General features: G+C 41.1%; 23 protein-coding genes. 11 read left to right on the top strand and 12 right to left on the bottom strand.

Annotated elements, in window-relative coordinates; genetic code table 11:
- Nucleotides 1-127: 127 nt before the first annotated feature.
- A complete protein-coding gene (locus tag HCR01_RS01835) occupies nt 128-874 on the bottom strand; it encodes a Uma2 family endonuclease (RefSeq protein WP_193193937.1) in 747 nt (248 codons plus the stop codon).
- Nucleotides 875-1133: 259 nt separating this feature from the next.
- Between HCR01_RS01835 and HCR01_RS01830 the strand changes: the two genes are divergently transcribed.
- From HCR01_RS01830 to HCR01_RS01815, 4 genes are read left to right on the top strand one after another with little or no spacing between them, the layout of a single operon-like run.
- On the top strand, nt 1134-1493 hold the full coding sequence (locus tag HCR01_RS01830; RefSeq protein WP_193193935.1) for a CU044_2847 family protein: 360 nt from the start codon (nt 1134-1136) through the stop codon (nt 1491-1493).
- A 1-nt stretch (nt 1494) separates the two neighbouring features.
- Entirely contained in the window at nt 1495-4191 is a 2697-nt protein-coding gene (locus HCR01_RS01825; protein ID WP_193193933.1) for a S1 family peptidase, read from the top strand.
- Between the two features lie 57 nt (nt 4192-4248).
- Nucleotides 4249-5205 carry a hypothetical protein gene (locus HCR01_RS01820; RefSeq protein ID WP_193193931.1) on the top strand — a complete coding sequence of 319 codons (957 nt, stop codon included), beginning with the start codon at nt 4249-4251 and terminating at the stop codon, nt 5203-5205.
- A 24-nt stretch (nt 5206-5229) separates the two neighbouring features.
- Nucleotides 5230-5670, top strand: a complete 441-nt coding sequence (locus HCR01_RS01815; RefSeq protein ID WP_193193929.1) for a hypothetical protein — start codon at nt 5230-5232, stop codon at nt 5668-5670.
- A gap of 219 nt (nt 5671-5889) precedes the next feature.
- Here HCR01_RS01815 and psb34 read toward each other — a convergent pair whose 3' ends face one another.
- From psb34 to HCR01_RS01800, 3 genes are all read right to left on the bottom strand, one after another.
- Nucleotides 5890-6060, bottom strand: a complete 171-nt coding sequence (gene psb34, locus HCR01_RS01810; RefSeq protein WP_191756949.1) for a photosystem II assembly protein Psb34 — start codon at nt 6058-6060, stop codon at nt 5890-5892.
- Between the two features lie 147 nt (nt 6061-6207).
- A complete protein-coding gene (locus HCR01_RS01805; protein WP_193193927.1) occupies nt 6208-7254 on the bottom strand; it encodes a DUF1611 domain-containing protein in 1047 nt (348 codons plus the stop codon).
- The gene (locus tag HCR01_RS01800) at nt 7238-8290 is read right to left on the bottom strand and encodes a dipeptide epimerase (protein WP_193193925.1); all 1053 of its coding nucleotides are present in this window, start codon (nt 8288-8290) and stop codon (nt 7238-7240) included. The genes HCR01_RS01805 and HCR01_RS01800 overlap by 17 nt, the downstream gene beginning before the upstream one ends.
- 139 nt (nt 8291-8429) lie before the next feature.
- Here HCR01_RS01800 and HCR01_RS01795 point away from each other — a divergent pair, with 139 nt between their 5' ends.
- Nucleotides 8430-8981, top strand: a complete 552-nt coding sequence (locus HCR01_RS01795) for an NUDIX hydrolase (RefSeq protein WP_193193923.1) — start codon at nt 8430-8432, stop codon at nt 8979-8981.
- A gap of 305 nt (nt 8982-9286) precedes the next feature.
- Here the strand turns inward: HCR01_RS01795 and HCR01_RS01790 are convergent, their stop codons facing one another.
- Both HCR01_RS01790 and HCR01_RS01785 read right to left on the bottom strand, forming a co-directional pair.
- A complete protein-coding gene (locus HCR01_RS01790; RefSeq protein WP_193193921.1) occupies nt 9287-9886 on the bottom strand; it encodes an LptA/OstA family protein in 600 nt (199 codons plus the stop codon).
- Nucleotides 9887-9890: 4 nt separating this feature from the next.
- Complete coding sequence (locus HCR01_RS01785) at nt 9891-10478, bottom strand: RNA polymerase sigma factor (protein ID WP_193193919.1); 588 nt, start codon at nt 10476-10478, stop codon at nt 9891-9893.
- A 129-nt stretch (nt 10479-10607) separates the two neighbouring features.
- Between HCR01_RS01785 and HCR01_RS38325 the strand changes: the two genes are divergently transcribed.
- The gene (locus HCR01_RS38325) at nt 10608-11000 is read left to right on the top strand and encodes a hypothetical protein (RefSeq protein ID WP_226889027.1); all 393 of its coding nucleotides are present in this window, start codon (nt 10608-10610) and stop codon (nt 10998-11000) included.
- Between the two features lie 166 nt (nt 11001-11166).
- Here HCR01_RS38325 and HCR01_RS01775 read toward each other — a convergent pair whose 3' ends face one another.
- The 6 genes from HCR01_RS01775 to prfC all read right to left on the bottom strand — a co-directional run bounded on the left by HCR01_RS01775 (nt 11167) and on the right by prfC (nt 21720).
- Nucleotides 11167-12897 (bottom strand): NFACT family protein, encoded by a 1731-nt coding sequence (locus HCR01_RS01775; RefSeq protein WP_193193917.1) that lies wholly within the window; start codon nt 12895-12897, stop codon nt 11167-11169.
- A 167-nt stretch (nt 12898-13064) separates the two neighbouring features.
- Nucleotides 13065-13841, bottom strand: coding sequence for a choice-of-anchor W domain-containing protein (locus HCR01_RS01770; protein ID WP_193193915.1), 777 nt, complete (start codon nt 13839-13841; stop codon nt 13065-13067).
- Between the two features lie 563 nt (nt 13842-14404).
- On the bottom strand, nt 14405-15676 hold the full coding sequence (locus tag HCR01_RS01765; RefSeq protein WP_193193913.1) for a glycosyltransferase family 4 protein: 1272 nt from the start codon (nt 15674-15676) through the stop codon (nt 14405-14407).
- Between the two features lie 863 nt (nt 15677-16539).
- Entirely contained in the window at nt 16540-17040 is a 501-nt protein-coding gene (locus tag HCR01_RS01760) for an RNA recognition motif domain-containing protein (protein WP_193193912.1), read from the bottom strand.
- 651 nt (nt 17041-17691) lie between these two features.
- Nucleotides 17692-19983, bottom strand: a complete 2292-nt coding sequence (locus HCR01_RS01755) for a M48 family metalloprotease (protein ID WP_193193910.1) — start codon at nt 19981-19983, stop codon at nt 17692-17694.
- Between the two features lie 111 nt (nt 19984-20094).
- Nucleotides 20095-21720, bottom strand: coding sequence for a peptide chain release factor 3 (gene prfC, locus HCR01_RS01750; RefSeq protein WP_193193908.1), 1626 nt, complete (start codon nt 21718-21720; stop codon nt 20095-20097).
- A 132-nt stretch (nt 21721-21852) separates the two neighbouring features.
- Here prfC and HCR01_RS01745 point away from each other — a divergent pair, with 132 nt between their 5' ends.
- The 5 genes from HCR01_RS01745 to HCR01_RS01725 all read left to right on the top strand — a co-directional run bounded on the left by HCR01_RS01745 (nt 21853) and on the right by HCR01_RS01725 (nt 25233).
- On the top strand, nt 21853-22194 hold the full coding sequence (locus HCR01_RS01745) for a DUF4870 domain-containing protein (RefSeq protein WP_193193906.1): 342 nt from the start codon (nt 21853-21855) through the stop codon (nt 22192-22194).
- Between the two features lie 649 nt (nt 22195-22843).
- A complete protein-coding gene (gene hemB, locus HCR01_RS01740) occupies nt 22844-23824 on the top strand; it encodes a porphobilinogen synthase (protein WP_193193904.1) in 981 nt (326 codons plus the stop codon).
- Between the two features lie 173 nt (nt 23825-23997).
- Nucleotides 23998-24264: a hypothetical protein gene (locus HCR01_RS01735; protein WP_226889026.1), complete on the top strand. Its 267-nt coding sequence runs from the start codon at nt 23998-24000 to the stop codon at nt 24262-24264.
- Nucleotides 24261-24599, top strand: coding sequence for a type II toxin-antitoxin system VapC family toxin (locus tag HCR01_RS01730; protein WP_193193902.1), 339 nt, complete (start codon nt 24261-24263; stop codon nt 24597-24599). Before HCR01_RS01735 ends, HCR01_RS01730 begins: the two co-directional genes overlap by 4 nt.
- A 343-nt stretch (nt 24600-24942) precedes the next feature.
- Nucleotides 24943-25233, top strand: a complete 291-nt coding sequence (locus tag HCR01_RS01725; RefSeq protein ID WP_193193900.1) for a helix-turn-helix domain-containing protein — start codon at nt 24943-24945, stop codon at nt 25231-25233.
- Nucleotides 25234-25603 lie beyond the last annotated feature (370 nt).

Raw genomic sequence — 25603 nt, 5'->3', positions numbered from 1 at the left:
AGTAACTTATTAACCACCAAGGCACGAAGGTGAAAAGCCTAAAATTCGGTAAATTTTTTTGGGATGTTTGCTTAGCTTGAAAGGGCTACTGAGTAACCCAAATACTTGTAAATTTTGTCTATATATGCTACTGCAAATTATTTGGATCAATACCTTGAGATTGTAAATAGGCAATTAGCCGTTCTTTTTGCTGGCGTTCCTGTTCGGCACGTTGGCGTTCTTGTTCAATTTGTTCCACTGCCCAAAGTAACAAATTACCTGCCTCATCCCACCAGCGCAACCAGTAACCCGTTCTGGCTTCTTTTGTTCCTTGCCAAGTTCCCAAAAATAAACCCATTGAAGCAATCCAATGACGACCATTTTCATCAGGTTGCTTTAACTCGTAACGTCCATTTTCGAGTTGGTAAAATTCTAATAAACCACCATTTGGGTCAAAAATCACGTAAATCGGAACTTGAAGAATCTGCTCGTAAAAAAACCATTTTCCTGGTGGATAGGTTCGCTTAAAAGAGTATTCTCCACCCTCGGTGTCAGATAGGAATTCCATCACCACCGCCGGAATATCACCCTCTAAATTGGGTGTATAGCTTTTGCGCTCTCCTAAAACTTCATTTACCACTGAAACATAAACCCAGTCGGGTGCTTTCGCCACAAACTGACCGTTTATCGTCGCGCAAAGTCCAAAATTTGAGGCAATTAACATCTGGGGTTGGATGAAACCACTGATCTCAAGGCTTTCGCGCAAAGCACCAGCCAATAGTGGCTGACCTGGATTTTCCACTGGTTCATCCTCTAACTGAAAATCTGCGGGCAACGCTTCCCAAGATATTATCAGTTCTATTGAAGATTTAGCTTCGCTGAGTTGGGTTGCCATAAACGCCCCCTTTTATTGATTTGTCTTTATTTTATGGCTGACCAGTCGCTTGTTGTCAGGCGATACCTGCGGCGGGCTACGCCTACGCAATTAGCTGTAGATACTTTCATGGGAGGTGGTTGCAAAGTTCTAATTTCGTTCACAATTTTTTACACAAAAATTACGTAAACTATCTCAAATTGGCTGATAAATATAGTAAAGATTCAAAATTGCCTAAATTTACTCATATTTAGTTGGTGGTATAGCCAAGAGAGACAGAATGACGCAATATATTCAGTTTGCCACTGAAGACGGTAGCACTATCCTTGTGGAAGTAGAAGAAGAGGAAGTGTCATCACCTCCAGGATTAGTGAAGGCTGGCTTGCAAGACAAAGTAAAACAGACTGTTGGTGTAGCACAAAGTACTTTTGCAGAAGCCATAAACATAACTATTAAGCATAACGTCAATGCATTTATTGAGTCAGTACAGTGTCTATCTGAACCACCGACTGAAATGGAGGTGACTTTTGGACTAAAAATGACTGGCGAGGCAGGGAATGTTGCTGTATGCAAGGGAAGTGGTGAAGTAAATTACGGTGTCAAGCTGGTGTGGAAGCAACTTTCAAAAGCTAGAGAGTGAAATGATTACACAACGGGATAATTTAACTCAAGGTATAGTTCGCATCCTGAAACCAGACGGGAAAACAGCTGGTACTGGTTTTATTCTTACTAGAGATGGGTTAATTGTTACCTGTGCTCATGTTGTAGAGTATGCTAAAGCCGAGCCAGGCAGTAGTGTAAGTCTCGTTTTTTATGCTGGACAGCAGATATATATAGGGCGTGTAGATGAGAAGTACTGGTCTGCATCTACAGTGGGTGACGTTGCGATTCTGCACCTAGAGGGAGATCTACCAGATGAAGTAAAACCTTTGCAATTAGGCACTTCTTTGGGTTCGTCAGGTCATGCATTTAAAACCTTTGGCTTTCCCGAAACCAAGCCAATAGAAGGAATGTATGGCTATGGCACTATAGGTGACTTGATGAGTGGCGAGAATGGTCTACCTTTAGTTCAACTGACCAACGCTACAGAGGTAACACCTGGTTTTAGTGGTGCGCCAGTCGTAGATGAACGTACTCATCGTGTAGTGGGAATGGTAACAGCCATTACACCAGTTGATAAATATCAACGACAGGCAGAGACTGCTTTCATAACTCCTAGTGAATACTTGCAAGAAATTTTTCCTAAACTACAAATTACAAACATCTGCCCTTATGTAGGCTTAAAAGCATTTACTAAAGATAAAGCCGATTTCTTTTTTGGTCGTGAGGCACTAGTTGCAGAATTAGCTAATCACCTAAAAAACAATCCTCGGTTTCTAGCTATAGTTGGGTCTTCAGGAAGCGGAAAATCTTCTGTTGTGCAAGCAGGTCTATTGCCATACATTGAGCAAGTTAAGCTACCGGGATTTAATAAAATCTGCACAGTTAGCTATCGTTATACCGCTCACATTGCTAACCCATCTGACGATTTACATAGTTGTTTACAAAAATCTGGAATTTTCAATGTTGAAGATACAAATACTCGAATAATTATTTTTATTGACCAATTTGAAGAAATATTTGCACTCTGTCCTGAGCCAGAACAGTCAAAATTTCTGAGATTTTTAACTGAATTAGTAGATCAAAAATTATTTCAGAATAACAAAATTACACTAATTATAGCTGTACGAGCAGATTTCTATGATCCATTGCTCAGGTCTCCTCTAGGACATTTCCTTGGAGTTGGTCAAGTTAATATTACTCCTCTTAAGGAAACTGAATTAAGAGAAGCGATCGCTAAACCAGCTGCACAAGTTGGTTTAGAAATTGAGTCTGGTTTAGATGAACGAATTATTGAGGACATTGGGGCTACGCAAAACCCGCTTCCATTACTAGAATTTACTCTCGAACAACTTTGTAAAAACGAACATTCTAACGGGAGATTAACTCATGTAGATTACGAAAAAATTGGTAAAGTAACTGGTGCAATCGGGCAGTGGGCAAATGAGACATACAGGAATCTTGATGAAAAAGAGCAACTCATAGCTAAACGGATTTTTACTCGTCTAATCCACTATGGCGAAGGCACAATACCCGATACTCGTCGTCGTTTACTAATCTCTCAATTGCTAACTACCAATGATGAAAAACTTACTCGTCAAGTCATAAAAACACTTGCTGATCAACGTCTTCTTGTAACCGATGCGGAGACTGTAGACATTATCCATGAAGCCTTATTGCGTGAATGGTCTGATCTAGGAATATGCATTAGAGAGCAAAGAAGTTTTCTACTGTGGCGTCAGAGGTTAGATGAAAGGCGAACTGAATGGATCAACAACAAAAAGGATCAAGGACTTCTCTTGCGGGGTCTTTCTTTACTAGAGGCAAAAAAATGGTTGCAAAAACCTGAAGTTGACCTGAACTTAGATGAACAAGCTTTCATTCAAGAAAGTACTAAACTACGGCAAATAGAGCAATTTAGATTGTGGACAGGAATTAGCTCTGTAGTTTCGCTCATTATCGGAGGTGTTGTCATTTTTATTAATCAACAAAATCAGAAACAGTTGGATCTTCTTGCTGCTTGGGCTGGTGTCAGTCAAATTGACAACAATATTGAAACATTACAGAAACTTTTTGAGGAAGCAGATAAATACAAGAAGGTAGCAGATAAAAAAAGCCAGAATCAGATAAATACAAAATGGGATAAAGATGAGGATTTAATGCGAGCTTTTAGTTACTATGTGACCATCCAGTCAACAGCCAATCAGATGCTTGGTGAAACTAATAAAAATCAAATAAAAATTAAAAAAAGTGATTTAGATAAAATTAAAAGTATTATGGCTGAAGCTGAAAAAAAGAGAGTAGAAATGATTTATGGCCACTTACATCCAGTACTTATTCAACGTTTAGATGCAAAAAATTATGGAATTTATTTATCTTCCAATGAAGATGGTCTGGTAGATGGTGAAAACTTATATACAAAAGAAAGTGCTTTACAAGAAACTTATAAGATTATATTTAAAACTGGAGCAGACTTGAATCGTGATCAAAAAATAGATACACAAGAGGAAGCAAACTTAATACCTAGTGAAACTTTATTAGAGATTGAAAAAGTATGGCTAAAGAAAACGGAAAATTATTGTGGTTGGTGCAATCCATGTGTGGGTTCAGGTGTGGGTTCAAAACCACACCAATTAGGAAAAACTTATAGCATTAAACAAATATTATTTTTCTCTTTGACTAGCTTTGTTGATGATCGCTTCAAATCGGTTTTGGGCAATCGCTGTTCCTCTGACTGAGATATAGATAGTAAGTAGGTGTTTTCAGATTCAATTATTGCTTTGGAGGAGAGTTTTGTGAAGTTAATTCATTCCCAAATATTACTTATTTCTGCATTAACTACTGCACTGATACCTTTTTACTCGTTAGCAATTGATGTTAAGAGTTCTGCACAAGAGCCTGTTAAGGCGGAAATTAAAAATATAGGAGATCAAGGACAAGAACTGCAAGTATTGGAAAAAAAGGATCGTGGATTGGTTCCTGTAGCCGATCAACCTAAAGTAATCACAGCTAAGAATCGGTTTTTATTAGTCCCATCTGGCTCCAAAAAACCTTTTGGTCATTTGAGGTTTTTTACCAGTTCTGGTGCTATAGATCCATTGGTACAAGTCGGCCCTAATACCCAGAAAACTACATACAAGTTTCCTTGTAACCCTTTAAATGGTAAATTTATGTTTGCTTGGGGTCTTCTTACTAATACTAATAAAAATGGCTTGTGTCATGGAATAATAAAAGTACGAGACATGGGGCAAGTAAGTAGAAATCAAACCTTTCCTTTCTTTGTCTCTAAAATTTCTGATATTACTCAGTTTGCTAGTAGTCTATTTAAAAATAAAGCTTTGTCTAACTTTCTTAGCAGCCAAGCAGACTCTTCTGAGAATATTAATCTTTCCCCTGAAGGTAGTGGCATAACCATAGTTCAAGTTGATTCTTCTGCTGAAAGGGTAATAATTGATGCCTTAGTTGGTAATGCCAAAATTACTACTGATAGTCAGCCAGAAGCAATATCTTTAAAAGAAGGTTTCAGCTACGATAGCAGTAAACCAGATCCTATTGAACCAATCCAAATTACTGAAGAAACTCGTTGGGCGATCGCAGTATTTGTAGATCCTCAAAACTGGACTGAATCTGTCGCTCCTCAAATACCGACTCTTCGACAACAGCCATCTCTACAGAAGTTTTTAGACCAGGAGGTAATAGATTACGGTGACGCAGACCTTCGTCCAAATCCTCCGAGAGAAGTACCTAGGTAATATTTATATAAAAAAAGAAAAGCCATGAAAAAAAGTGCAATTCTGCTTTTATGTTTCTTGATTGGAATAGGTATATTGATGTATGGTTTTATATCTGAACAAGGTGTTTCTGCTGAAACTCCTGAGCGACAATTTGCTCAAGAAGTTCTTAAATCTGACTGGGATGGAAAATGGAAGTGTAATTTGGATGGTCGGACAGCAGAAGTAGAGTTTAGTTATGAATCAACTGAAAACATAGTTTTTGGATATATCAGTGATAATGGTGGAGAGAGGAAAGCTTTCGGTGAAAGAAAGCTAAATAAGTCTGACTTACCTAGCTCCCGTCGAGATCACATGCTTCCCTTACTCTACGACGGAAAAGTTAAGTGGATGCTAATGATGCATACGTGGGATCGCAGTTACGCTAGCGGATATACATATTGGGAAGGCATCCCTTTCGGGTTACAGTGCCACAAAGAGTCATAGAGAAGACAGAATGTCAACTGCCCTACCGACGAGTGGATGGGGCTTGTAACTAACTGAGAGACTCGGCTGAAACCTATGGTGCCGTTTGGGATGCGTAGGCGTAGCCCCTCGTAGACATCGCATAAAAATAAAACACAAAAAACCCCGGCGAAACTAGCCGAGGCAAAAGGGGAGAAGTACGAATGACGATGAGATACAGTGATACCGAAATTGAAAATTTTAGCTAACGCTAAAACCAACCAAAACTAAAGTAGTGACAATTAAAGTCGCAAAAACACCTTGTAAAACGTATTTACGTTGTTCCCAAATTGCAGGGTATTCAGCGCAGTAAACCTGGGGTTCAGTTGCGTAGTTATTGAGAATGCCGTCTTCATTTACTGTGGTGTACATAGTTTTTTCTCTTCTTTTGTTTAGTTATGTAAACAAATTTAACAAGTTTGTTACAAATGGTCAATAGGACTTGACAAAAAAAGACTAATGGTAGCCATAAAAGTGACTTATAGCTTACATGACTCTTTTAAAAAACAAATGATTAGCCTAATCCTTTATCACTGCATCCAATAGCACATTGGCATCAAAGCGGACGACATCGGTGCAAGGTAGCCCGGTTTCTGCTATGGTTTGAGCGATCGCATCAGTAGCCGCAGACTCATCTAGATGAGCTGTATTAAGCGCTATACCGACTACAGGTATAGTTCCAAAAGCACCACCAGCGCTAGCGACAGTCTCATAGAGCCGGATCACTTCTGGTAAAGGTGGGATTAGTACATGGGGATGATTACGCACATGAACTTGTCCCGCCCGATGTGCTAACACTAGTTGTGTTGGTTGCGAACCACGGATTAGAGGTAGAGTTGCTGTTGAACCAGGATGCAGCAGTGAACCTTGTCCTTCAACGTGCAAAATATCGTAGTTTTTGCCATAGCGCATAACTATCTGTTCTATAGCACCAGCTGCAAAGTCTACCCGCACTGCATCCAAAGCTACACCATCCCCTTCTAACATCACACCAGTTTGACCTGTAGCCAGGAATTTAGAACGCCAGCCCCGAAGTTTTGATGCCCAATGTAGCTCTAGACTAGTTGACATTTTACCGATCGCCATGTCGGTTCCTACAGTCAACACTCGCCGACAGGGTAAGGTGCGTGCCATCCCACTAGCAACACTTAAATTAGACGGCTCTTTCCGCACATCCCAAATTAATTGTCCAGGTTTGAGCAGTGCATTTAACTCTGGCATGTTTGCCATTGGTGTGTGCAAACCATTTACTAAAGACATCCCAGCCTCTAGAGCGTTTTTGATTTCCAACCAGTAATCATCTGGTACAGCACCACCTCCTGGGGCTATGCCAATTACCAAGACTTCTGGTTCGTATTCTAAGGCTGCGGCTATTGATGCCACAATCGGCACATCACGCTTGATACCTGTTAATTCTGGCAAGGATTTGCTAGCAGTCTCACGATCAATTACTGCTACGATTGGGGCTTCACTGTAGCGTAAAATTGCCAGCCCTGTTTTGCCGTGAGTCCCGCTAATTCCCTCATGCAGTAAGATAGCTACTCGTTGATTAAGTGGCAGACGCACTGTGTTGTACCCCCAAACCTGGTGAATCGTTTGGCAAAACTCTCCCCTCTTGCACCAATGCACCCGTAAAGGGGTCATCAATTAAGTTAAGGTGACTGTCTAAATCTAGATAATCAGCTAGTGGCGCTAGCTGTGCCGCTGCCGTATTTGCTAGCGAACTGTCAGAATAGCAACCGAACATCACTTCTAACCCATAGGCTCGCGCTGTATGTACCATCCGCATTGCCTCGCTTAAGCCCCCAGATTTCATCAGTTTGATGTTAACGCCATCCACATAGTTTGCCAAATGGGGAATATCGGAACTTGTAAAGCAACTTTCATCAACAAAGATGGGCAGGGACGAATGCTCCTTGAGTTTTGCTAAATTTGTTTCTTGCCCGCGTGGCAATGGCTGTTCTACATACTTTATACTCAATTCAGCCAGCCAATTGCACATTTCTATAGCATCAGCCAAATTCCAACCCCCATTTGCATCAACAAATAATTCTGGTTCAGGCGCTTCTTCTCGCACTGCCAACAGCATTTTTTTATCTGCATCTATGCCATCTGGATTACCTAGCTTCACCTTGAAAAGGCGGACATCAGTAAATTGCAACCAGTCGCGCGCTCTAGCCTTAGCTCCTTCTGGTGAATTAATTCCTATTGTGACTGAAGTTGGTACTATGGCATTGCGATCAAGTCCCCAAATTTGCCACAGTGGTAGCCCTACGTGTTTACCCAGCCAGTCATGCATCGCCATATCTAATGCTGCTTTGACAGAAGAAGGAACCTGCTGTTTTGTTAAGACTTGCTCAATTTGTTGTCTCTGTAACGGGCTGAATGCTTGTAATATTGGCACAATTTGCTGTAACGCAGCTTTGATTGTGTCAGTTGATTGCTTGCGATCGCCTATACTAAATGGCGACGCTTCCCCCCACCCTTCGATACCATCTTGCGAAATTTTCACCCATACATTCGTCGTCTGTGCCGTTGTACCCCGACTAATTGTCAACGGGAATCTCTTATTTACTGTAAATAAATTTACATTAATTTGCATACTTGTGCTGCATATTATGTTAGAGCAAAAGTCAGTGTAAGTTCAAAGTTTAGGTTATCTGATGCATCTGTTATACTTTTTTACATTCACTGCTTAATTACTAAATTTTTTATACCTTATTTTATTTATTACTTAGTCTATGAACGACTTAAAAAAATGGAAAACTTTGAAGTCAAAAATGGTCTTAGATCATCGCTGGTGTAAAGTAAGGCAAGATGAAATAGAGTTACCTAACGGTAAAATTGTAGATGATTACTTTGTCAGTATTAAACCAGACGTTGCCTTGGTTTTACCTATAACTAGTAGTAGAGAAATTGTTTTCGTCCGGCAATATAGACACGCTGTAGGTGAATTTTTTTTAGAATTACCAGCAGGAAGTTTTGATTCAAAAAAAGAGAGTGCCGAAGCAGCAGCTATCAGAGAACTTGAAGAAGAGACTGGTTATACTTCCCAAGAACTTATAAAAATAGCAACTCTACACGACAAACCGAGCAAAGATACTAATCAAATCCATTTATTTCTAGCAGAAAATGTGAGAAAAGTTGGAGAGCAACAACTAGATATTACAGAAGAGATTGAAGTTGTATTAATTCCTACAGAATCTGTTTTAGATAAAGTGTCTCAAGGTGAAATATCTGTTGCAGGAACTATTGCAGCTCTCTTGTTAAGTTTACCATTTCTTACTAATTAATAATCAATATAGCTTTTTTGTTTTTTTAATAAAAAGGCTTGAGGCAAATTGATTTTAAACTTTTTATATCAAATTGTTTGGCATTTTTAGAGAAAATGGGATTCAGATATTTTAAGCATAATAAGTAATTGAGCCGCTTTATTTCGTTTTTGGGGTAGTACTTATAAGTTGTTTGTAGAGTGTTTAGGGTTAGGTTCGCGTAGATGATATTCTAGGTAAGTCTCTCAGGTGCGATCGCAGCATCAACACATCATTATAAGACTCTACGTTTTCCTGAGAGATTGATGATTTTTGGGCGATAATGCTTACTCTTGACTCAAGTTACACTGCTTTTGCTCAAGTGAACAAATTGCTCGTTTACCTTGTAAACGCTCTCCCCTCTGTGAAATTTGAACATTACCAGACAGAACAACTTGCCTTCCTGTTAGTACATATCGAATTTCATTAGCACTGGCTTGAATTTGAGCTTTTGGATACGCCCAAGTAGCATTGCCGATTGCCCTGACTTTTTTTGTACTCTCATCGTAGTCTTGTGCATCTGAGGTGATGGTCATTTCTCCCGTTTCAATTAATTGGGCAATAGTCTGCGCGTTTGCTTTTGTATCAACTGTTGAGTAGAGGAATGCTGAAAACCATTCAGAAATCTGTCCTGAAGTCATGGTTGGAATAACGAAAACAGCAGCGGTCGCAAGTGACACACAAGCGAGTATAGAAGCGCGGCAATTTAACCGCCCAAGCGAAAAGTTCATTCGATTCACTCGTTGGTGAGTTTGTAATAGTTCAGCTTCTAGTTGAGCCTTAAATGTCGGATCTGGTTCAATACTTTCTGCAAGATGAGTCAGATGTGAAAGGAAATCTGCATCTTGCTGAGAAAGATTGGTAGGTTGATCGTGTCTAGAATTCATAGTTTTACTCACAGGTAGTTTCCACATACTTGCGTAGGTCTTTCAAAGCTCGACAAACCAGCATCTTGACGGCAGCTTCGCTTTTTCCCATAACTTGCCCCACTTCAACCGCACTCAGCCCAGCAAAAATTTGCAAGGCAACTGCTTCTGCTCGTTCAGGTGTAAGTAAACTTAGGGCTTGAGCAACTTGCTCTAAAGACAATTGACGAGCAACTAATTCATCTGGTGAAATCGAGTTATCTGCAAGCTGACTGCCCGCTTCCAGTGGCAATGTTGGGCGTTTGCGGCGAAAGTAGTCTGCTGTTTTCCGACGAGCAATTCCTAACAACCAAGCGGCAAATTTGCCTCGCCCTCGGAAGCTAGAGATTGCTTCTTGAGCGACTAAAAACGTTTGGGCTGTCAAGTCCTGTGCATCATGAATGTTACTAACCCTTGCTAAATGGTAGCTGTAGACAGCTTTGAGGTTACGTCGGTAAAGTTCTGCGAAAGCCTTAGAACTATGCTGTGCCTTCTGAGCCAACTTTTCATCTGACTTCATCCTGAATTCCGAGAAAAATTGACCTTGAGATGAACCAGATGAGGGGTAATTCATTCATACTTTCCTTTAAGCCAGAAATATGGTTCTATTGGTATGTCGTAGAAGACTATTATTTCGTAACAGCCAAAATCTCAAAAATTGCCTAATCCAGAAAAGCAGCAGTCATAGTTTGGATCACCTAGAATGATTACTCCTAAAGTTTTTGCAGATTTTCAGAATGCTTATGCTGAAAAGCGTTTGCGTTTGAACTGTATTGGTACAATCGAAGACTTGGCAAATCAGAGTATTGAGTTACAGGATGGGCAGTTGCTTACGCTGTATAGCGAGGATTTGGAAGTTGATGGAGTAGTGCAGTTCTCCGAAGAGGAGAAGTTGTGGGTTGCTGCCATTGATTGGGAGCGAATCAGGCAAGTTGAGATCTTGTCGTGCAGGCACAAGTTTGAGTATCCACGCTACCTACCAAAAAAAAGACCAGCCTCCCACAGCCGGTCACAAAGATATTTTTTTCGCGTTGTCTTCTCAATAGAGTTAAAACCCGATGCGCGTTCCCAAAATGCAACGGGCAACTTTTCTTAACAATATTGTAACAGCCAACACAGATTTTTCATGAAAATTCACCAAAAAAAGATACGAACAAAGATAAAAAGCCTCTACCTAACAGGATAATTCTGCGGATGGCAAGGAGGAAATGTAGGAAGCAGGGAGAAATAGGAGGACAAGCGCAATAACTATTGACTATTGACTATTGACTATTGACTATTAACTGCGGTTGTCCCCAAAGGATGCTCTCCTGCTTGTAGATAGCAATTCCTGGTTTAGCACCTTTGGGTTTGTAGACGTGCTTTGGCTGGGTGTAAACCACTGGTACTTGATCACTCTGACGAGCGCGACTGTAGTATGCGGTAAGATTAGCAACAAATTTCAAATCAGCTTCTTCTGGGACAGTACCCGGTTCTAGACGCAGTAATACATGGCTTCCTGGAATTTCTTGAGCGTGGAACCACAGGTCATAATCCCCAGCCACACGAAAGGTTAGTTGGTCATTTTGGCGATTGTTGCGACCGATTAAGACTTCAAAACCGCTAGGGGTGCGGTAACGATAAAAGTTGCTGATGGCGGCTTCATTGGTGCTGCGGCTGCGGTACTCTGGGTCTTCGAGATACTTTTGACTAATTAACTCTTCGCGGATTTCTTCTAAAGCTTGCAAATCTTCTACTGTTTGGTATTTGTCTATCTGGTTAATCGCTGCTTCTACTTGCTCTAAGTATTCAATCTCTGCCTGTACCTCTAAAAGCAACGGTTCGACAGCAGAACGAGCGCGTTTGAGCTTTTGGTGCTGTTTGTAAAGACTTTGGGCATTTTGTACAGCATTTTTATCTGGCTGGAGAGCGATGGCTACTGGTTTACCTGTGTCAAAATCAGCAAGGGTAATTTCTTTCATACCCGGTTCCCAGTTTTGCAGGTTAGCCATTAATAAATCAGCTTTTTGCCGATACTCATCGGCTCGATCTGATTGTTGCAACCGTTCTGCAAATGTCTGCGCTTTATTTCGTAATTTTGCCAGAATATTGTGCAATTTCTGACTTAGCTGATGGCGCAGTTGAGAAAATAACTGTTGATTTAACTGGTCAGTATAGTAGCGATTGAGTATTTCTTGGATGTCTTTCGCGGTTGCAACTGCACCCCAACCCATTACGGTATATCCGTCTGCTGTCCAGGCTGGTTGAAACTTACCAGATTCCAAAGTTTGCAGCCATTCTTGCCAGCGCTTAAACAGCCGTTGCCAGTCGTCAGGGTTTAGAGTATCGGTGGTTATTTCTGATGTTATGTTTGCTACGAGCAGCATTGAATCTAAGAGTGCTGCACTCAAGCCGCTATAACTTTTTAACAACTGACGCTTGATGCCTCCTGGTACTAAACTTACTCGTTCTTGCCAACGTTCTTGGGATTCGCTCAAGCTGGGGATAGTACCAGTGAGTTTCGGTGGTGTTTCATAAGGTTGTCCAGTTTGGATTGGACGGACGCTGGATTGTTGCTGACTAACTTGATGAGCAGCGGTGATCATTACATTGCTGGCGTCGGTGAGGATGACGTTGCTGTATTTGCCCATAATTTCCGCATACACATGATATTGGGCGCTTTCTCCAGGACGACGCGCAAATTGTAAATTAACAACACGCTCCCAAGGGGCGATCGCTTCAATCCCCACCAACGCCAAACCACCCAACTGGTGTATTAATTGCTGGCTGAAGGTGAAGGTATCTGGTATTCTTGGTGGCGGTTCGCCGATGCAAATGTGTGCAGCTTGGGGATGCCAAGAAATCTCTAGCCAACTTCGCTGTTTGAGGGTGCGTAATGCCATAGCAATAGTGTAGCGATCGCGCTGGTAAACCTGTTCTATCCGCGAGGGTAGCCAGTTAGCGCGTAATTCGCTACAAGCAGCTGTGAGGGTGGTAAAGTCAACTGGTTGCACAGCGATTAATGGTGGCGTTCAAATGTCGATGCTCAGTATACTTCCATCTTCTCTGATTTAGATGGAATAATACAAAAAAGCGTTCAGCATTATCTTCTCAAAGATAATGCTGAACGCTTTGGTCTTAAGTTGTCTTGTTATTTTGCCAAAACTTCAATCGTTGTGGTTTAAGATAACCCGATTTTTGCTACTTTCTTTCTTTTGCTTGCAACTGCGCTTGTAATTCCAATCACGAAGATAGCACTGAGAGTACCAGGTTCCGGTACTGATGTCTTAGGTGAATTACCCACTTTTATTTGAAAAGCGAGATTAGAACGCATTGGTTGTGCACCTGTCCAGCTCATCGCCGCTTTGCCTGTGATTGTGAACGGCGATGTGATGTCGCTGATCTGAAGATAATCTATGTCTCTTGTGGAGGTACCTACAGAAGAGACACTGCTTATGATCTGTCCCTGAGCATTCTTCATTTGCTGGTCATCAAATAGGAGGTTACTTAGGGTCATTGTGCTGTTTGTAGTAGCAGCGGTGCGAAGGAAGATATCACTTGCTGAACCGTTAAAATCCATGCTACTTAGCAACTTGCCGCCCAGGGTATAATTAACCTTGCTTCCTGTGTATTCTAAGGTAAAGTCCCATAAGTTACCATTTCCCCAAACAAAGTCATCTTGGATACTAACTGGGGCACCTTGCTGAACATCACCATTAATCTTTAATTCCCGCTCCCCCATGTTTAAACTATTGTTGCCAATACGACCTTCAGCGACAAATAATTCTTTAAAATCCCCTTTATTAAGCATCTCTATAAATGGAGCATCTGTAGTCCAGGATTTATACTCGAATGTCGCAGCTTTGGCTGGATTAGTTGCAACAAATGACCCCAGCGTAATTAATCCTAAAATAAAAATCGATTTGTGTTGATTTATAGACTTGCTTACAGACAGCATCTTATCTCCTTCGGGAAAAACATTTAGTTATAGCTTCCCAAGCTTAAAACACTGTTTTCTCTGCTGTCGATAAAAGGTATTCTACTTTACTAAAATTTTTATGTATAATAAACATTTTATTTTTCTAAATGTTTATACTTAAACAACTCGAAAAAATTCAAATGTTTTTTCGTAAAAATTATTTTAACATATTACGCTTAAATACATATAAATAATATTTAGATTAGCACAAAGGTTTGAACAAAACAAAAGGCTCCAGAGAGCCATAATCGTTTGACACTGAGCAGGTATTTGAGACAACGACATTAGGCTAAACACTCTCTGTTATCATTTACAGCAGATTTTAGGTAAATGAAGTACATAAATAAAACCCGAAACCATGTAGAGACGTTACATGTATGGAAAATCCTCTTTATTAATAATTTTGTGTCGGAAGCTGGAAATAGGGAATTGGCAGTTAATCATGAGTAATTACAAAAAGTAAAACAACAAACGAATGCCAAATTCTTTGTTCTTTCTTGCTCTTAACTATTACACCGATTAACGAAGCGGGTGGGAGCGCATTATTGAGCGAGCAATGCGCGTTCTTCGACTGATTGCTCCAACAGTTGGCTGTAAAGTTCGCTCAACTGACTTGCTACACCATGCCAACTAAACTTGGTTTCAACGCGTTTTCTACCAGCTTTACCTAATTCATCTCGCCACTGTGGAGAGATGAGAATTCGGGCAATGGCAGATGCAAAGGCATCTACATCTTCTGGTGGTGCTAATAAACCTGTTTCTTCTGGAACTACGGTAAATTGAAGTCCACCAACATCGCTTGCTACTACTGGTGTGCTGCTTGCCATCGCTTCAATTGCCACGAGTCCAAAGGGTTCGTAGTGACTAGGAACGACGCAAATATCGGCAGCTGCGTAATAAATTGGCAAGATTTCTTGACTGAGACGACCAGCAAGAGTTGTAAAGTCGCTCATCCCCAATTCATTAATAATTTTCTCAATGCGATCGCGTTCTCTGCCATCGCTGTTACCTGGAGTGCTACCACCACCAATAATTAGCTGAAGATTATTAGAATCACGTAATTTAGATTTGTTTAATGCACGCACTAAGGTTTCTATACCTTTGCGTGGGTCAAAGCGTCCTACATACAATACAACTTTGGCTTCTGGAGCAATTCCCAACTCAGATCTGGCTGCTTCTCGTGTAATTGAACCAAACCGATGAATATCTGTACCACAGGGAATTATATCTATATTGCCTTTAAGGGAAACAAGCGATCGCATGTGTTGCTTTTCTTGCGGACTTGTTGCCACAATCCTTTCTGCTGTCTCTAACACCTCTTTTTCCACTGCTAATCGCTTACTAGCAATTAAAGGAATTGTCTTTATTGTGTTGTACTTGACTGCTCCTAAAGAGTGATATGTGTGAACCTGTTTGCTCCCTTGGATTTTTTTGAGCTGTATCCCCACCCAGCTGGAGAGCCAATAGTTTGTATGAACCAATTGATATTTAATACTGTTTTCTTTTTGAAACTCAAGAAAATTATTTATAAATTCTGGTAAATCTCCAAAAAGCTGATCTCTCGGCACAAACTCCAGGGAACCGGCTTTTAAACGAATGGTTCGACAATTTTGGCTATGTTGAACAATTGTCTGTTGGTCTGGACTAACTTTGCGGGTAAACATATCAACTTGCCATCCCAACTGCGCTAGTGTTTCACCCACATGGCGCACATAAACATTTTGTCCTCCAGCTTCTTCCTTGCCGATTTCAATCGCTGGATCTCCGTGGACGGAAATCAAGGCGATGTGTTTTTCAGTGGTGGTAGAGTTCATAGTTTGTATGTTGCTGATAGTAATATCTCAGGCAGTTTTAAGTTTGCGTTTAGCACGCTTAGCACGCTTGCCTGAATTATTTAAGAACATTGAGTAATATCTATTTTAATTTAATAGAATAATATGTCTAATATTTATACACATCTACTGCCAGAAGTATACTTTTTGATTAAGTAAGTATTTGTCTTTATTTTTTTTTCTTACATATAATACTTTTGATAGATGAAATTATACTTTTCTGTGATGTGAAAACGAATTTAAATTTTATAGATATATGCACGAGTATATTATTCATCGCTGTGTTAGCTACTACTGTAGCGATGTCAGGCAAAATGGTATTAGTTTTAAAACTTAAATATTTAGTATTTTTAAGAATTACCTTATTTATTAAAAAATTTAAACTAATTAGTAGTTGAAACTGCGAATTTAAATAAGATAATTCAATAGTGAATGATTACAACTTTCGGCTGGGAATAGCTACATAAAATTTGCTCAAAGTTGTCTCTAAGCTAATACGGTTAAGTTAAGTCCACAAGCTTTGTTTGTTTAACCGTGCCTTTTAAAATGATGGCTACCGTTAACTAAATAGTGTTAGTCTCTAAATGAACAAGTGAAAAGTTTTATAGGCGGATTTCCCACGCCCTAAAAACTTTATCATAAAATTTAGCGGCAAGCTAATTCGCACCAGAGTAATTTAGCCAAAGGCTATGTTTCATCTCATAGATGCGATCACGTAGCGGCTCCCCTAGGGAGCATCACACTCACAAAAATAGCTGCAAGTGCCTTTAATTATGCAGCTAAGGAATAATTAAAAATTAAAAATCAATTCTGATTTTTAATTTTTAATTTATTTCCGTTGAGGATTAATTTGTAGCTTGTGCAGCTAGCATCTGCTTCAACTTTTCTAATTCAGAAGCCCAACGGGGATCTGGACGAATAGCATCTGATTCTGTATTACTGGTACTTTCGCGGGAAACGCCACCACCACCACGACGAGGCTTTTTAGAGCCTTTCTCGCGACGACTACCTTCTCTGTTGGGGCTAGGAGTAGGGCTACTACTACTGGGACTAGCAATTTTGGGAGCAGATTGTTCTTCGCTCTCATCACCCTTTGTACGAGGTAAAGCCTTTTCTAGTTTGATAGCTGTATCTTTGAACAATTGACCATTATACTTTTCAATTATTTGATCAGCTTGGTCGTCATTGTTGACCGTAAGAAAACCAAAACCACGGCATTTGCCAGTTTTTCGGTCTTTAATTAGTTTAGTGGTGACAGCATCACCTTCATCTGCAAAAACTGCTTGCAGTTCTTGACGATCTATTTCTTCTTTTGGCAAATTACCTATATATAGGCGAACGGACATGAACTATACCTCCAGAGTTGAATGAACATGGCAAGGCAAGAAAACAATTACTTGGCTTCGGCTTTTAAATAGATGCTATTGACCAAGACTGCCATAAACCAATTTTTTTATTCCAAACTGTCAACCTATACAATACAGTTTTTCCTCGGGTTCAAGCTTGTTTAATCTAAAAGCTCACACTATGCTGAGCTAATAACACCTTAATTCTAAGAATTGTAAATTTATTAGCCTACTGCCTGCCAAAATACACGCCTTCTTCAATGCCTTGTTTCGCAGAATTAAATACCATTCCTTACATTATCACGGTATTTTCTACGTAGCTAGTTCAGCGCATACATTTCCAACCATAGTATGATCGCATCGTAGCATAAAAGACAATTTTTTTTTCAAGAGGGGATATTCGGAAACAAAAACCAGCCATTGGCTGGTTGATTTGCTGCTGTGTTGGGAGAATACACGTTGATGTATCAGCAAAAGCAGCCAGACTCATAACAAAGCTAGGGCGCTGAGTTATGTTGGTTGCTATTGATTATGTAAATAAATGTAACACTTGTAAAGATAATCTGCAACTTTTGTTTACATTTGCCGTTACGCGGAGTCCAAAGTCAATAGTCCACAGTCCAAAATTATTACTTAACTCTTGACACTTGACTATCCTGTGAGAAAAATATATGCACCCCAAGCCTGTGCCGCGACTGCCAAGACAGTAGACCAAATGGGATGAGGGCTGTTAATGGTTTTACCACTTTGAGTTTGCAGAGTTTGGATGTCAATCCAGGGCGTTGCTCCTCGTCGAAACCAACCTCTGACAGTAATTTGCCGACCGATTAAGTCTTGGTGATTGACCGACTGTCCCAGCCAAGAAATATGATGTAATTTCACTAAACCTGTGCTCGACTGGAGGATTAAGTCTTGTGCTAGGCAGTTACTAGTACCTTGACGACCTATTAGTTTGCCGACAAGACACACGCTGATGCTATCAATGGGTAAAGCAGATGGGTCAGCGAGTAAGCTGGGTAAGCAGTCGTTAGTTTGTACAGTGGCAGGTTTTATATCGGGAAAAAAAGAATTCATCCGCATCACTGTACCGATACTAAAGCTAATGAGCAGGCAACCTGTTATGAAAGACCAATCTTCGTATATCCACTTTAAATTCAAAAATTTGAGTGCGAATGCTATTTGCCAAGTCAACCATATTACTCCTGCAAACAGAAAACCCAAGGGAATTCCTAGCCAGGGAGCAATTTGTAATAAGAAAGACTGACGTTTAAGCTTTAAGGATTGCTCACTAATAAGATTTAGTTCAGTTTCTAGATGCCAGTGGCGAGCTATTTGACAGAGGCGTTTGATGCGATCGCCAATTAAAGGATGGCTATTGTTGATTGTAAACCATTGGCGATAAGGATTGAGAGCGTCCCACATCAAGAACGATTCAAAAGATAGATGACTGGCAATAGTCCCCAAAGAGAGGCTCTGTTGGTGTCCCACTGGTGTTAGAAGATTTAAGCTTTCTAACTGCCAACTAGTATGTTCTTGTTTTTCGATATCAGCTGCAATGCCAATGGCAATTTTAATTAAGCCACGAATTAGAGAATTGGGATTACCAGTAATTTCAGCGGCGAGGCGATCGCTATAGTAAAGCCGTAAGCGCGATAACCACAAAGCAGTTCCAGTTAGCAAACACCACACTCCATAAACAAGACTAGCCAAGATTGTCACTGGCCAGCGCCGTATTCCTGATATGTTATTTCCCCACTCCGATACTTGTTGATATAACCTGTAAATCGTTAGTGTCACCAGCAACACCAGAGACATCACAACAAAATCCCAGTGAGCAATATGCCCTAACTGCGTAGCGTAGATAGTAGCAATTTCATCATCTGCCAGTTGCTCTAACAACCCCTGACTCACAACAATCCGGGCATTACGTGGTAAATTACCATAGGTCAGGATAATTGGTGCAGCCATTGGCAAAATCCGCAGTTTGGGTAACTGCCAACCTCGCTGTTGGCAAGAGCGTTGTAATACTCGGACTGCTTCGCGACTATAGTTATTCAATACATCTTTGGACAATTGTCGCTGTCCATAAAAGTTTGCCAGTAGCCAATCTAGCAACCAGGGTGACACTGCGATCAAAACCGTCAATACTAATAGCAACAATGGGGTAGGATCACGATACAAAAGCTGCAATGGCTCTAGAAATGGTAGTTTGACTAAAATCTGGTTGGTTAATCCCATGACTAACTTGAACATTTCCCGGATCACCCAAAATAGGGCGATGAATGTTCCAGCTGCCAGCAGCCGCAAGGGTATTAAGTTCAGCTTACGCAGGGGTTGCCATGCCTTGGCACGTTTTGCTTGTCGCCAATAAATAACACCGAATAGTTTGGCTTGTGTGCGACCCACAGATCCCATGAAGCCACTGATTGAGGCAGTTGGCGATATGTCGTGGTTTTTGGTTTCTGGTATTGTCTCTTTTGGTTTCTGTAATTTAACTGGAGCTTTCAAACCACCAGGTGATACAGGTGAGATGTTGTTGCTCTTAGTTTCATTGACTGGTTGCTCTTTTGGCTTCTCCTGCGATCCAGTACTTAGTGGGGAAGAATCTGGACGGGAGTTATCAAAGGCAACAAATCCAGTTTCGGACTTTTTTGATTCCTGACTACGTTGTTTACGTTTTGTCAAGTGTTCAAGAGCGCGTGTTGCCCACTCTTGAACTTGCGGATTATTACTCCCTGTGAGATTTTGACACAGGGCGATCGCCTTGGGGGCTTCGCCACTGCGTGCATAAGCCATCACTAAACCAACCTGGGCTTGCAAGCTAGCAGTCCCATTTTCCTGGTTGCTAGCAATAGGTTCTAGTTGAGCGATCGCTGTTTGGTAATTTCCCTGCTTGAGGGCAACTAAACCAGCCTCCAAAGACGATTCGGCATGTGAAGGCATACAAATTCTGGCACTCCAATCTCTGCTAGGTGATCCACGTTTGTTTTTGCAAAAGCGCGAACCTCGGATGCCGTGGAAATCAACCGCGTCCGGTTAGTCCTGTCGAGTGAATTATTCCACTGGTTGTTGACTGGAAAATACCGGGGCGATCGCGCTTAATTTTAACTCTGGATGGTCGCCCTGTAACTGTTGGCAATTCCATTCATTTCGGAATAGCAATACTGGGCGTCCCATGCTGTCTTTGACTGTAGTGGTGTTGAATAAACGTCCCACCTGATTCAAAGCTTCCCAACCACCCTCAATCCAACGAGCGACACTATAGGGTAATAAATCTAGTATGGTTTCTACACCATACTCGTTTTGTAAGCGAAACTGCACCACCTCGAATTGCAACTGACCCACCGCGGCCATAATTGGATCGCGCTTGGCTTCATCAGTTGAGTACATAATTTGCACAGCACCTTCTTCTCTCAATTCTGCAACGCCTTTTTGGAATTGTTTAAACTTCGAGGGGTTGGGGTTCCGAAGAGTCGCAAACAGTTCTGGCGAGAAATACGGAATCCCTTCATATTCTAGTTTTTGCCCCGTGTAGATTGTATCCCCGATCGCAAAAACACCAGGATTGTTCAAACCGATCACATCGCCAGGATAAGCCTCATCAATGGATTCTCTTTCTTGGGCAAAGAGTTTCTGCGGACGAGACAAGCGGACGACTTTACCAGTTCGGGCATGATTCACTGTCATATCTTTTTCAAACTTACCAGTGCAGACCCGGACAAAAGCCACACGATCTCGGTGCTTCGGATCCATGTTTGCTTGCAGTTTGAAAACAAACCCAGAAAACTCCGGGTATGTAGGGGAGACATCACCGACACTACTGTGGTGGGAACCGGGTTTGAGGGCATAGTCAAGGAAGTACTTGAGGAATAACTCTACTCCAAAGTTCGTCATGGCGCTACCAAAGAATACTGGCGTCATTTTGCCTTGGTGTATCAACTGCAAATCTAGTTCTGGCCCAACTCCCTCTAACAGTTCTAAATCATTTTTCAGTTGATAGTAAAGGTCTTGTTCCAGCAGTTGTTCAATTCTCGGGTCACCTAATTCCGCTATCGTATCACGGGCTTCTCGGCTGCCGTGGGCGCTACGTTCAAACAGGTGAATTTGTTGTTTGTGCCGATCAAAGACACCTTTAAAGCAATCGCCCATGCCAATCGGCCAGTTTACTGCATAGGTTTGCAATCCCAGTTCTTGCTCAATTTCATCTAACAGTTCCAGTGGTTCTCTTCCCGGACGGTCGAGTTTATTTACAAATGTAAAAATGGGCAGACCCCGCAGTTTACAAACTTCAAATAGTTTGCGGGTTTGAGGTTCTAAACCTTTTGCGGCATCAATTAGCATCACCGCATTATCGGCAGCAGCTAGGGTACGATATGTATCTTCACTAAAGTCTTGGTGTCCGGGGGTGTCTAATAAATTTATTTGACAATTTCGGTATTCAAATTGCAACACCGTCGAGGTAATAGAGATACCGCGTTGTTGTTCCATGGCCATCCAGTCGGAGGTAGCCTTGCGCTGCGCCCGTCGCGCCTTGACCGCCCCAGCTTCGTGAATTGCGCCTCCATATAGCAGTAGCTTTTCTGTGAGTGTAGTTTTACCCGCATCGGGGTGAGAAATAATGGCAAAGTTGCGACGAAGTTCAACTGCTTGATGCAGTTCAGACTGAAGTTCAGTTGACATAACTGTATTTGTTTGCTTTTTACTTAACTTAACTTAATTTTTTCTGACTCTAGCAAGTCTTTCAATCTTAAGACAATGATGCTCGCGATCGGGTCGTAATATAATTGAAAGCCTGTTTAATGGGAGAAAACAATGTACGACACAGATAAACGAAAGCTTCTATCCGCTCTGTCTCATGGAGCCATTTTTTTTAGCACTGCATTTATCTCTGTAGGTGTACCCATAGCCATATTTTTCGTATCAGATGATCCTGTTGTTAAGGAGAACGCCAAAGAATCCATTAATTTCCACTTTAATGTATGGTTCTATGGCTTGATTATTACAGGATTGGTTTGGATCACATTTGGCTTGTTACTACCATTAGCAGGTCTTGGTTATCTATTACACTGGGGATTAACCATTTGGGCATTAGCACAGGTTTTTAGCAATCCTGATACACCCTTTCGTTATCCCTTAATTTTCCGAATTTTCTAGCACAAATTGTGGTATTGAGTAATCGGCTCACTGAATCAATACCTTATTACCCAAGTTCCCTGATTAATTGGGTCAGATTTTTTAGATTGTTTCTTTCAATCCTTCTAAGAGATGTCAACAAAGCTGTAAAATACAAAATTGCCCCACAATTTCATGAAGAGTAGGGCAAGGGACAGTTAAGCACTATTTGTAGTCTGTCTGACAGCAGCAACGTTTTTCCTTGCTTTTGTGACGCTTTGTCTTGTGTCCATTAATATTCTTTAAAAGTGTCTGGTCTTACTTGAAAGCAAGTAAGCAGCAAAAGTGTTCTAATTTGTAGCGGGGTTTTCTAAAAAGGGTGTTCTAAAAAATACTCAACTGGATGTTGTTTTATACATCTGCTTCACTGTAGATGTTTAAGTTGTCCATGCGTTCAGACAGCAAATAGTAGGTTATCAATTGGATAAAGATAGCATACTTGACTGTTTGCTAGTTACCCATAACTAAGCGACAGTTATCCTGTTTGAGTAGATGTTAATGTTTAATAATTAATAATTAATAATTAATAGTGTGAATACTTGGCTTAAGGGCGTCGTACCATACTTCATGGGACAAGTAAGCACCTTTAGTGCAGCATTGACCCGCTTAGTCTTTACCTTTAAAAAGCTCTATGTTTCCGACACATCGCCCCCGTCGTCTGCGTACCCATCCCCAACTGCGCCGAATGGTGCGTGAAACTGTATTAACAACGAATGATTTAATTTATCCTCTGTTTGCCGTACCTGGTGATGGAATTGCCAATGAAGTCAAATCAATGCCGGGAGTTTATCAGCTTTCGGTAGACAAAATTGTCGAAGAGGCAAAAGAAGTTTATGACTTAGGTATTCCTGCGATTATTTTATTTGGTATTCCTGCGGATAAAGATGTAGATGCTACTGGCGCTTGGCATGATTGCGGCATCGTACAAAAAGCGGCTACTGCGGTCAAGGAAGCAGTACCAGATTTAATTATCATTGCAGACACATGTTTGTGTGAATACACCAGTCACGGTCACTGTGGTTTTCTGCAAGTGGGTGATTTGACGGGACGGGTTTTAAATGACCCCACCTTGGAATTGCTGAAGAAAACGGCGGTTTCCCAAGCAAAAGCTGGTGCTGATATCATCGCACCTTCTGGGATGATGGATGGCTTTGTGCAGGCAATTCGTGTGGGTTTGGATGAGGCCGGATTTCAAGACACGCCAATTTTGTCTTATGCTGCTAAGTATGCATCAGCTTATTATGGCCCGTTTCGGGATGCAGCAGACTCGACACCGCAATTTGGCGATCGCAGAACTTACCAAATGGATCCAGGTAATGGTCGTGAAGCAATTAAAGAAATTGAACTGGATATCGCTGAAGGTGCTGATATGCTGATGGTTAAACCAGCTTTGGCATACATGGATATTATCTGGCGTGTGAAGGAAGCAAGTAATTTACCTGTTGCTGCTTACAATGTTTCTGGCGAGTATTCGATGGTTAAAGCTGCGGCTCTCAATGGTTGGATTGATGAGGAGCGTGTGGTTATGGAAACTTTAACTGGGTTTAAACGCGCTGGCGCCGACTTGATTTTGACCTACCATGCTAAAGATGCAGCGCGATGGTTGCGGTAAACTAGTCATCTTGAATACTAATTTTGTGGTAAATCTCACGCAGAGACGCGGAAGCGCAGAGTTTTTTGTGTTTTGGTGTCTGGGCGTGAGATTGTTTGTATTTTGGCTTTGGCTGTTGCTAAATTCAAAATTTAATTAATCCGCGTTCTACTAGTCACACGTGCAATACAGGTATGACAAAATTCATGCTCAGTGTCAGGCTGGACGAAGAAACGGAATGTCGGCTAGCCGAGATCTTGGCTCACGAACAAACAGACAAGAGTGAGTTGATCCGACGCTTAATTGCTGAACGCTGGCTAACCTTGCAAGCGGATAAAACTTTAGTTGAGAGGCGGGGTAGACACCCTGAACATCTCCTGCAAGATGCAGCCAGCGAACTATCTGAACGCTCGAACCGCAAGAAAGCGATCGCTCAATATCTCAACAAGCGCCACCCATGACCTACTATCCGCTTATACTCGCGGATAGCGGGTTTTTGTTTGCGTACTATAGCGCCAGAGATCAGTATCACCAACAGGTGCGTCGCTTCTTTGAGAACTGTACTTCTAGGCTAGTAACTACGCCCATTTGTATTGCAGAAGTGGTGTGGTTACTCAACTTTGATTGGCGCACACAAAACGAGTTTCTTCTAGACGTTGCGAAACAACTCTACGAGTGTGAGCAATTATTACCTCAAGACTTTTCGCGCATTGCTGAATTGAATACTCAGTACAGAGATTTACCAGGGGATTTTGCAGATTTGTCTTTGAGGTGTATTTTGCTATCAATCAAATAAAATAATTAAAGTTTGTAGTAAGGACTTTAGTCCTGATAATTCTTGTTTTGAGCGATGAATCGCTCACTACGAACTAGGATTTTATTTTATGTTTAATTATACTAATCTACTTGCAACAGATTTCTTACTCTGTCCTCACTTCAGTTATGGCGCTATATTTAAAATATTAATTTTGTGCTGATTGTCTCAGTGATAGCACGCAAGTAGAGGTTTGCCTCGTTTGCCAGAGTGGGAAGCGATCGCTTATAAAATGAAGATAGTTAATAAATTTTTCTCAAATTGGTATTTAATGTTGAGTTGATCGATTTAGAATATTCTTGATTTTCAAGGGGAGCATTAAATTATGGATATGCAAGTCTTGAGAGAGCGTGCGGGGCTTAGCCGTGCAGAGGTTGCCTTCAGGCTTGCAATCAGTGAAACTAGTGTTCGCAACTGGGAGGCTGGGCGTACTGAACCGACAATGACGCCAAAAAAATATTTAGATGCTTTGCGTTTGTTCAAATGCACACCTGAAGAATTGGCAGCGGCAAGTGAAAAGTCAATCAATCAGCGGCATAAACGCAAACCAGGAAGACCGAAACGCTTTCCTGATAATCAGGTATCTCACGTCACTGATTCACCAGTTTGTACCTGATTACATGCTAAATGGAGTTTAGTAAGTATCTTATTTTGTGTCGAGACTTCAGAAAAGCTATAAAATCTAACTTATCCTCTCGCTTGCTCCAGTGCGGTTATTTTAGGATAATTGACCAAATAATTAATACTAATGTACTGGAAAGTAATTTTCCAAATTATTGTTGATTAGTCTTAATTATTACTGTATCAGCATCTCTTTGTGACAAAATTTTTCCTGTACGAAGCTGCTCAAACTAGCAAAGTTGCCCCATCTTTCTAATACATTGTCAGTGCATAATTTACAGTATATTTACGCTTATTTAGGGTTTTGGGAACAGCTTTGGTATAGTTATCTCGATAATTACTTCCTGCCTAGAGGCAAAATAGCA

The organism is Nostoc sp. MG11 (assembly GCF_014904695.1).
Taxonomy (GTDB): domain Bacteria; phylum Cyanobacteriota; class Cyanobacteriia; order Cyanobacteriales; family Nostocaceae; genus Komarekiella.
This window is presented reverse-complemented; position numbering and strand designations above follow the sequence as displayed.